Below are 10,870 nucleotides of genomic sequence, written 5' to 3'. Positions count from 1 at the left end.
GTATACTTAAAAAAATATTATTGATTATATCATTAATTGCTATGCTAATTGTAGTAATAGAGATTATACTTTCACCAATTTTTTTACATGATTATTCTAAATTTATAGTGGGAATAATCTGTTTAACTATATGTACAGTGAGTATATATCTATTAAAAAAATTTAATCAACCAAAAATCTCTTTACTAGGATTTATTGTCTTGCTCTTATAATTTTCACTTTCTTGAGGGATTATGGTAATGTATCTATTCTCTTTTTCATTGTCACTCAGGTTTTTATAATATATATTCTAATAATTTTAAGACAATTAAGAAAAGATGGATAATCTTAGCCAATATCATAATCCACAAATAAAACATATTTATTTTATATTTTAAAATAAGATATTGTATGAAAAAATAATATAAATGCCAGGTCTAATCTTATTATTTCTATTAATAAGTGGAGATATTCAGGGCTTCTAAGATTCTGTAGATAGTATATATTATTTATGGAGGATTTTAAATTTATTATTAAAAATCCAAAAATTTATATTGTTCTAAAAACAATTTTATTGTATTAAGAAGAAGTAAAACCAGGTTTTTTAAAAAAGATTATTTTAAATTAGCTTTTTTTAAGTAAAAATATGAAGGGTGAACCATCATGAATATCTTATCTTTAGAAAAAATAGACCATAATAATCCAAACTTTGATGAACTTCGCAGAATGATTTTGGATTTAGAAAATTTCTTAAATGAAGATATAAAATTTAATGATGAAAATTGGAATAATAATTTTAATATTATTATAGATTTTCAGGATGCCGATGGAAGTTTTAAATTGGTAGATTCATTTAAAATTCCAAGTGACTCATGTATCCATTATTGCTACATTCCTACATATATTTGTACCGCAATATTAATGAAAGCATTCATAAGTGATTCTGAAGCTTTTAGTTCTAAGGCAAAAAATACTCTTTTAAATGGTCTTAAGAGGTCATGTGCTGTAAATTTATGTGGTCAAGGTTTTAATGCCCTTAATGGACAAATTAAAGCTTTAAATATTTTTATGAAATCAGGTCTTAAAGAATTTATGGATCTCCACAGGGAATTTTGTCCAGAATTTATTGAGATGATAAACAATATAAGTTCTAAGTTCTATAAAATGGAAACCGAAGGTAAATTCCTTGGACCCATGAAAGAAAGTTATGAAAAAGATATTATAGCTATTAATGAATATTTTACAAATAGAAATGTATTTGTTTATGGTACTCTTATGAGTGATGAATGTAATCATAAATACCTTAGTAATAGTGCTTACTTAGGACAAGGGACTATTGAAGGTTATGAAATGTATAATGTTGGTTGGTTTCCTGCTATAATTGAAGGGGGGAATTTAATAATTGGTGAGTTATACCAAGTTCCAATAAATGATTTACCTGCAATTGATCATCTTGAAGGTGAAGGTACATTTTATCTTAAAAAATGTGAGACTGTTAAAGACACAGAAGGAAAAACAAGTTTTGCTTATATTTATGTCTATCTAGAAGATGTTTCAAATCTTGAAAGAATATCTGCATGGAAAGAGGAATATGTGTGGTATGTTTCATATGGAAGCAATATGTTAAAAGAAAGATTATTATGTTACATACAAGGAGGCCCTTTTAGAGGTAGCAAGTACCGTCAACCTTGTGAAGATACTTCACTACCACTTCTAGTTAAACCTTTTAAGGTTCCGTATGATATGTACTTTGGAAATACTTCAGCTTCCTGGGAAGAAGGAGGTGTTTCTTTTCTGGATATATCAAAACCAGGAAATGCATTTGGAGTGGCTTATCTTATAACTAAAAAACAATTTGAACATATTGTAGTTCAAGAAAATAGTGGCCGTCCTCCTAAAGAGGGTTATGGATGGTATGAAAATATCATTAATCTTGGAATGATGAAAGGATTTAATGTTCTAACAATAACTAATAATAATCTTCGCCCTTATAATACTCCATGTGATACATATTCAGACATTTTACATGAAGGTATAAAAGAGAACTGGCCAGATATATCTGATGAGGATATTGAAGATTATATTTATGATTGCATTAGGTAATTAAAAATATACTAATGCTTTTTTTCTTATTTTCTAATTTTTTTTATTATCTAAAATTCATTTATTCAAAAAATTAGTCTTCCAAAAAACATTGATTTAATCTTAAATTCAAGACATTTACTGATGAAACATAAAATAAATTCCAAGTATACATCCTAGTATACATATAATAAATTGAAAATATCCATGTTTTCTTACCTTGCTATTTTCTGAATTTATCATATAAAATGGTAAAAATAATCCGACCAAAGATACAAATCCTACATTCATAATTGATTTTAAAAGAACAAGCGGTACCCAACCCCATGATAATATGATGGAAGTTATATACCCTAATATAATTAACTTATTTTCATCACCTTCAGCATATTGACTATGCTTATATTCAAAACTATTATCTATAGTATCATGCTCAAATGATTTATTCTCATTTGTTTCACTGTGGAATTTCATACCACAATAATTACAGTAATTAGCATAATCTTCATTAACCATTCCACAGTTTGTACATTTTTTCATATTATCATTCTTGTTTTTATTAGCTAAAAAAACCATCTAAAGTTACTTTTTTATCTTTTTTAAGTTCTTTTGGAGGTTCACATACTACAAATTCAATGCCCTCTTCATCAATCATGTCCTGTGCATCATTATCAATTTTAGGCCCAACAAGTATACATCTGATTTTTTTCTTTTCAACACCCATTTCTTTTAAAACATCATTATCCTCATAACTTAAATCTTCAATATATCTTTTTATCTGTTTAACAGCACTAATGCCTATTTTACGAGATTTTAATTCAAGTATCATAAGGTTATCCTCACAGTCTTTTCCAAGAATATCTATAAAACCATGTTCTACACTATATTCTCTTGCAGTTGGTTTAAAACCTTCCTCAATAATATGAGGATTTTCCATAATCATATCTCCCATATCTTTTTCATATCCTGCCTGTTCTAATTCTTCATAATCTTCTACAACAGCATATGATCCAAGAGATAGTTTTTCAATTTCTACTTCTAATCTTTCTCGTGGTTTACGTCGGTTACTTTCAAGGTAAAGTTTACGATTTTTTATATATGCTTTTGTTTTGGATTTTGGAGGTTGCCAGTTTACTGGTTCAACTTTCTTATCTTGATGTATGAGAAAAGAGCCATCTGGTTTTATAAGGATTAGCCTTTCTCCATATCCAAGTTGACTTAGTGCACGTCCTTCATATTCTACCTTACAATAAGCAAATAATGTAATCATTGCTTTTTTTCTAAGTCCTGCTTCAATTAATTCATATGATTCTTCTACACTTGCCTTTTCAATAGTTTTGAAATCATTATCTTAATTATCTAAATTTTCTTTAATAAATTTATTCATTATAGAAATTAATATTCGAAAATTATTCTTAAAATAGATTAATGGGATTAAAAATAGTTAAGATATAAAATTATTATGAGAAGAAATAATTGAAGTTGTAATGCTTAAATAATTATCTCTATGGCTTAAAACAATTAGGGATTGACACTAATAATGAAGACAATGGGCTTATAGATATTTGTAATTAAATTTATATTTACCTATAATTTAATTATTTAAACACTATTTTTACGAAACAGGAATATATTCTAATTTATATTATTTTTTTATTATAGTAGTTTAGCAAATTTTTATTATAACTCATTTATTAATATGTATATTAAAAATTTAGTAATTTACTAACTTTAAAAAAGAGTATTTCTGTATAGAGTAATTAAGATTTTTTTAGAGAGTTCTGAGGATTATAATTTAAAAAAGAAAAAAAGTATAAGAGTTATTGTTAACTCTTAATATTAAAATATTTTTATTGTTTTACACTTATTTTAACTTTTTTACTTACTTTATTGTAGTAAGTGTTTGTTGGGACTGTTATAAGTCCAGTGTATCTTCCTATTCTCTTAAGATTAGTTATTTTAAATATACCTTGACCTTTGCTATTAGTTTTAACAGTGTAAGTTTTACCATTGATTTTTAATGTTACTTTTGTGTTTTTAAGCCTCTGTTTTTATTGTCTTTAAAGATTGCTGTGTATTTTTTAGTTTTTATTTTAAGTTTATAGTTTGCTGATTTTGTTGTTATTTTTGGTGTAGCTTTTTTAACTGTAACTTTGACTGTCGCAGTAGAACCTTTATAATTATCTGATTCAGCATATATGATTTTTACATTGTAGGTTTTTGGTGTAAGGGTCGCAACATTGATTTTAATTTGGCCATTAGCATCAGTCGTAATCTTTTTACTACCTCCTAAGTTTACTGTTAATACTGCACCTTTTATACCTTTACCATTTTGATCTTTTAAGGTAATTACTAAATTTTTACCTACATTATAAGTAGTAGTTATGGGACTTGCAATAATTTGACTTTCTAATTTTCCAACAGTGAAGGTGGTTTTGTTAGATCCTGCTGTGTAGTAGTCGTTTTCTGATATTTCGATGGTTAGGTTGTATGTTCCTGCTTTGGTTGGTGTGAATTTACCATCAGGTATTATTTTGCCGTTTACTTTAATTGTTGCTGTTCCGTTACTATTGCTTGTAAATGTGATTGGGATTGTTTCTCCTACAACATAATCAATGATTGGGCTGATTAGTATTGTTGTGTTGGTTTTTTCTACTGTGAATGTAGTTTCATTATATCCTGCTGTGTAGTAGTCGTTTTCTGATATTTCGATGGTTAGGTTGTATGTTCCTGCTTTGGTTGGTGTGAATTTACCATCAGGTATTATTTCGCCGTTTACTTTAATTGTTACAGTTCCATTACTATTAGTAATATATTTTATTGTTATTTCTTTTCCTACTATTGCATCAATAATAGGGTCAATAACAACTGTTGTATTTGCTTTTGAAACGTTAATGGTTGTATTTATTGGTGTTACTTCTGTATATAATGGAAGACTTAACTCAGCAATATATTCGTCAGGAGTTAAATCTACAAGCCATCCTTCACCACTTAAAGCATAAACAGTTTTAACTAATACACCATCTTTGTATATTTTAATGGTAGTATTAAACCCATCATACAATGTACCATTTACTGTTAAGTTGAATTGTAATTTTTCACCTGATTTGTAAGTTGATGTGTAATTTATTACATTTATTATTGCAGGAATAATTTCTGTGTCTTTAGTTGTATCTCCATTAAATATGCATAAAATAGCAGTTCCTTCATACATTGCTCCACCATTTGTTGCATTGTTGCCATTGAATGTACAGTTGATTGCATTTCCATCGTATATTGCTCCACCATTTGTTGCGTTGTTGCCTTTGAATGTACAGTTGATTGCATTTCCATCGTATATTGCTCCACCTTCTTGATTTGCTTTGTTTTCGATGAAGATACTGTTGTATGCATTTCCTTGGTCTATTGCTCCACCATGGTCTGCTTCGTTTTCGGTGAATGTGCAGTTGATTGCATTTCCTTGGTCTATTGCTCCACCATCCCAACTAAATGCTTTGTTTTTGTTAAATGTACTGTTGTATGCATTTCCATTAGAAATTGCTCCACCACTCAAGCTTGCTTCGTTTTCGGTGAATGTACAGTTGTATGCATTACCACCATATATTGCTCCACCCGCAAATTCTGCAGTGTTATTGATAAATATACAACCATATGCATTACCACCATATATTGCTCCACCATACTCTGCTTTACCGTTTTTGAAGGTTATATTATAAAATTTAACAGTAACATTATTTTCTACATCAAATATTCTTACTATTTTTTCTCCATCTATTGTTGCTCCATTTCCATATATTGTTAAATTTCTGTTTATATTAATTCCAAATATTAATTCCTCGTCTGAAGCATCATATTTGTAGTAGTTGTTAGTAGGTAAGTAGATTGTTGAATTAGTATTATTATTAATAGTCGTATTTAAATCAGTGAGAGTTGATCTTACGGTTATAGTTGCATTTGATGATGGTTCGTCTGGATAATCGGTGAGACTTAAAACAGCAGCATATTCTCCAGGTTCTAAATCTACAATCCATCCTTCATTAGATAAAGCATAAACAGTAGTGTTTAATACATCGCCTTTATATATGTTAATAGTAGTATTAAATCCATCATACAATTTACCATTTATGGTTAAGTTGAATTTCAATCTTTCACTTGATTTGTAAGTTGATGTGTAATTTAATACATTTATTATAGCAGGAATAATCTCTGTACCTTTAGTTGTATCTCCATTAAATATGCATAAAATAGCAGTTCCTCCATACATTGCTCCACCATCTCCAGTTGCATTGTTTTCGGTAAAGGTACAATTAATTGCCTTACCATCACACATTGCTCCACCATTTGTTGCCTTGTTGTTTGTGAATGTAGAATTGTATGCTTCTCCTACGAATATTGCTCCCCCGTTATTTGCTGCGATGTTGTTTGTGAATGCACAATGGTATGCATTTCCATCATATATTACTCCACCATTTGTTGCCTTGTTATCTGTGAATTTACAGTTATATGCATTACCATGTGCTATTGCTCCACCAAATTTTGCGGTGTTGTTTGTGAATGTGCAGTTGTATCCATTTCCATTATTTATTGCTCCACCATCCTCTTCTGCTTTATTTTCGGTGAATATACAATCAGTTGCATTACTCAAAAATAATGCTCCACCATCTTCTTCTGCTTTGTTTTGTGTGAAAGTACAGTTATAGGATTTTCCGTTGTATATCGCTCCACCATGCTGTGCAGTGTTTTTGGTGAATGTGCAGTTGTATGCATTACCTCCATATGTTGCTCCACCATAGTCTGCTTTACCATTTATGAATTTTATATTATGAAAGTTAACAGTAACATTATCATCTACTTTAAATATTCTTGCCATATTGTTTCCATCTAGTGTTACTTCATTTCCATAAATCGTTAAATTTCTGTTAATAAAAATTCCGCCTTGGAAAACAGAGTCTTTATCCTTATCGTATTTGTAGTTGTTGGATAATTGGATTGTAGAATTAGTATTGTCATTAATGGTTGTATTTAAATCCTTAAAACTTAAGGGATCTCCATTTGATGTTGTTATTTTATTTGTTCCAGATTCACTCACTTTACACTTATAATTATTTTCTTCTAAATTAATTTGAGAATTATCATCGCTTATTGAAACATCATCATATTGATATTTTGTTTCTAAATTTACTTTTTTATTATTATTAGCACTAATAACACCGTTATTACTTGTATCTTCTGTTGCACTTATTGTAGAAATGCTTAATATACAAACAAGAAGCAATAATGCTAATAACTATATTTTTTTGTTTTTCATATGTAAAATTCACCTCATAATTAATATTATTATAATAAAACTAATCTGTTAGATGTGTATATACTGTTAATGACTTAAATAATTTATGAAAATAATGTTTATTTATCCGATTTGCCATCAAATATTTTCCATTAATATAATGTTTTGTTTAATTTGTGAATAGGGATTTAAAAAATAATTTAAAATTATTTATTAACAGTTAAATTAGATATTATTAAAATCAATATATTTATGATTTAAGTTTTTATCTTAAATCAATTATAGAAGAATTATGGGAAATCATATACATATTCACCCTCCCTTAAACATGTAATGACAAAGAAAGTTTTTTATAATCTTTTTTTATCGTCCCATAATTTTTCTAGTTTCCTTTTAAGTTTTAAAAAAATTTTAAAAGCTATTTTTCTTGATTATTTATTAAGCATATATTAATTAAATATTTATAATTTTAATTTCTTAAATAATATTAATTTATTATATTAATTTATTATATTGGGGTTTTATTTTGTTTGATGGAGATTTTGATAAACCGAAGTATTTTACTTTAAGTGAATTTAAATTTAAAAATGGTGAAGTTTTAGAAGATGTACAAGTAGAGTATACCTGTGTTGGAAATCCAATAGTGGATGATGATGGTAATATTATAAATGCAGTTGTTTATTGTCATGGTTCCAGTGGGGATTATGGGTCTATCAGACGTATTGAAGAGGTGTCTGGTAAAAATGAGATCTTTGATACAGATAAATTTTTCTTTATATCAATTAGTGCATTAGGATCTCCCAGTTCATTATCTCCATCAAGTTCTAATTTAAAAGGCAGTTTTCCACATTATACTATAGGAGATATGGTAAATTTTAATAGGGAGTTTTTAAAGGAAAAATTTAATATTACTCATATTAAAGGATTGATTGGAAACTCTATGGGAGGATTTATAGTATTAACATGGGCTGCATATTATCCAGAGGATATGGACTTTATAATTTCAATGGTATCAAGTTATAAGGTTGGAGGACATAATTATGCATTATCTCGTATAACAGAGGATATAATTAAAACATGTCCGGATTATAATAATGGAGATTATATTGAATCAGAAGAATTAGATAGAACTTTTAAACTTGCAGTTGAAGTTATGTTTAATTATGGATTTTCAAGAGCATATTACAGACAGCTTACAAATGATGAAATTGATGAAAGTATAAAATATATGGTTGAGGAAGAAACACTTGATGATGTTAATGATATATTCTATAGAAATGAAGCAACACTTCACTATGATATTGAAGATAAGCTAAAAGATATTAAAGCAAAAGTTTTAATCATCGCAATTAATCAGGATCAGTATTTCCCTCCAGAACTTGATGCAATTCCAATGAATAAAATGATTAAAGATTCAAAACTAGTTATTTATGATTCAATAAATGGACATATAGGTTCAAGGGAACTTGTAAAAATAGAAGATAAAATAAGTCAATTCTTAAAAGAATTCTATTAAATTTATAGTGTTTATTATGATTAATGTTAAAATTACAGATTACGGGTCTAAAAAACCTAATGATAATTATATTAAATACACTGTTTCAGGTCTAAGTCCTGAGGCAATTGAATATTTAGATAAAAATCTAGAAGATAAACATACAAGATGTGAGGATAATTTAATTATTACAATGAATTTTCCAGATAAATATTATCCTTTTGGTTCTGATGTTGCAAAGTTTAGATTAGAAGATTTTATTGCAAGAGAAGAAATAGAAATGATGGTTTTTTTATCTAGTTTTTTAGAAGATATGGTTTAAATCATGTGTAATGATTAATTAAAATATATTTATAATCTTTAATTGATTAGATACAATGAATTTTTTTCAATAAATGAACTTAAATGAATTGTTTTTATTAAAAAAAGGGCTTTGTTGAAATCTTAATTTTTATTGTTTTAGATTTAAACAATAATGATAAAAATAATTAAAATTAAGATTTTTTTTTAAAAATTAATGTAAAAAGAGGGAGGATACGATTAAATTTATTTTATATTTTTAATTATTTCTTTTTTTGTTAGAGAATATAATAATATGTATACTTTAATTAGCTTTGACATTAAATATAAAACAAATCAAGTAAAAATTGAAAATATTTTAAGACATTTTGGTCTTAGAAAAATTCAAAATAACACATATATAGGAAAATTAAATAATTTAGAAATTAATGATATTAAAGACAATATTTCCAGCACTATAAATAATAAAGATACATTAATAATTTTTCCAATATGTGATATGTGTTATTATAAAAAAGAAAGTTTCGGTGGGGAAATTAAATTTAGAGAAGACTTGTATAGAGTGTTTTAGATGGATATTATAATTGATGGATATAATAAATCATTACATAAAAAGGATAATCAGATTATTATTAAGGAAAAAGATGATATTTTAGATTCAATTAATGCAAATAAAATTTCAAGTATTCTTATTATTGGAAAAGGACATATAACATTTGATGCTTTAACTTTAATTTCTAAAAATAATATTAAATTATTATCTTTTGATTATTTTGGTCGTTTAAACTACATTCTCGAATCACCAGATTGGAGGAATGTTAAATTAAAAAAATATCAGTATCAACTAAGTGAAAATAGTAAAGGAATTAAAATAGCAAAGGAATAAATCAAATCCAAATTGATAAATCAAAAATCAACATTAACTACTCTTAATAAACGTAAAAAGATAGTTGAGATTAATATTTTAAAAAATAAAATTAGCAATGAAATAAAAGATATTGATTCCTTAAAAATAACTAATAATTATGAGAGTATTAAAATGAGGATTATGGGTTGTGAAGGAAAAGCATCTTATGAATATTGGAGTGGAATAAAATTATTAATTCCTCCAGATATTGGTTTTGAGCAGAGAATTCAAAAACCAACAGATCTACTTAATTATATGCTTAATTATGGATATGCAATTTTAGCTAGTGAAATTACAAAATCTATTTTATTAAATGGTCTTGATCCATATTGTGGATTTTTACATTTTGATAGGGATAATAGGACTAGTTTGACCTATGATTTAATTGAGAATTTCAGACAACAGATTGTTGATAAAACTGTTATAAACCTAATAAATAAAAAACAGATTACAGTAAATGATTTAGATAAGCGAAACTATTCAATAAAATTAGATAAAAGAAAAGTCATTGCAAGTAAAATACTGGATAAAATTAACCCAACTATTACTTATTATGGTGAGAAGTTAACTTATAAAGATATTATTCATAGACAGACTTTTAATCTTAAAAAAACAATTTTTGATGAAGAGGAATTTCTAGGTTTTTCACTTCATTGGTGAGTACAAGTAGATAAAAAACGATCAAAAATATTTAGTCCTAAAATTTATACTCAAATAGGGCCATTGACTAAATATTCTTGTAATATTTTGAGGACATCTCCACTATTTTTAGAGTGAAATTTTTAGTCCTAAAAAAAATATAAAAGGGATAACAAATAAT

Annotated in this window: 7 protein-coding genes and 1 pseudogene; 5 read left to right on the top strand and 3 right to left on the bottom strand. The window is 26.8% G+C overall.

The features are described 5' to 3' along the window. Positions 1-642 precede the first annotated feature (642 nt). Complete coding sequence (locus QZ146_RS08365; RefSeq protein ID WP_295723523.1) at positions 643-2,082, top strand: gamma-glutamylcyclotransferase; 1,440 nt, start codon at positions 643-645, stop codon at positions 2,080-2,082. A gap of 117 nt (positions 2,083-2,199) precedes the next feature. On the opposite strand, the gene QZ146_RS08360 is transcribed toward QZ146_RS08365, so the two are convergent. The 3 genes from QZ146_RS08360 to QZ146_RS08350 form a co-directional block, all read right to left on the bottom strand. Beyond that, positions 2,200-2,601: a zinc ribbon domain-containing protein gene (locus QZ146_RS08360; RefSeq protein WP_295723520.1), complete on the bottom strand. Its 402-nt coding sequence runs from the start codon at positions 2,599-2,601 to the stop codon at positions 2,200-2,202. A 19-nt stretch (positions 2,602-2,620) separates the two neighbouring features. After that, positions 2,621-3,394, bottom strand: coding sequence for an endonuclease NucS (nucS, locus tag QZ146_RS08355; RefSeq protein ID WP_295723526.1), 774 nt, complete (start codon positions 3,392-3,394; stop codon positions 2,621-2,623). A gap of 690 nt (positions 3,395-4,084) precedes the next feature. Next, positions 4,085-7,336: a hypothetical protein gene (locus QZ146_RS08350; protein ID WP_295723518.1), complete on the bottom strand. Its 3,252-nt coding sequence runs from the start codon at positions 7,334-7,336 to the stop codon at positions 4,085-4,087. A 538-nt stretch (positions 7,337-7,874) separates the two neighbouring features. On the opposite strand from QZ146_RS08350, the gene QZ146_RS08345 reads away from it, so the two are divergent. The 4 genes and pseudogenes from QZ146_RS08345 (at position 7,875) to cas1 (ending at position 10,710) form a co-directional block, all read left to right on the top strand. Beyond that, positions 7,875-8,864, top strand: coding sequence for an alpha/beta fold hydrolase (locus QZ146_RS08345; protein ID WP_295723515.1), 990 nt, complete (start codon positions 7,875-7,877; stop codon positions 8,862-8,864). A 16-nt stretch (positions 8,865-8,880) separates the two neighbouring features. Beyond that, positions 8,881-9,165, top strand: a complete 285-nt coding sequence (locus QZ146_RS08340) for a DUF5750 family protein (protein ID WP_295723513.1) — start codon at positions 8,881-8,883, stop codon at positions 9,163-9,165. A 273-nt stretch (positions 9,166-9,438) separates the two neighbouring features. Further along, positions 9,439-9,714: a CRISPR-associated endonuclease Cas2 gene (cas2, locus tag QZ146_RS08335; RefSeq protein WP_295723510.1), complete on the top strand. Its 276-nt coding sequence runs from the start codon at positions 9,439-9,441 to the stop codon at positions 9,712-9,714. Next, positions 9,715-10,710 (top strand): annotated as a pseudogene (gene cas1, locus QZ146_RS08330) (CRISPR-associated endonuclease Cas1). It begins immediately after the preceding gene. Positions 10,711-10,870: the final 160 nt, after the last annotated feature.

The sequence above is a fragment of the uncultured Methanobrevibacter sp. genome, assembly GCF_905235195.1.
Classification (GTDB): domain Archaea; phylum Methanobacteriota; class Methanobacteria; order Methanobacteriales; family Methanobacteriaceae; genus Methanarmilla.
This window is presented reverse-complemented; position numbering and strand designations above follow the sequence as displayed.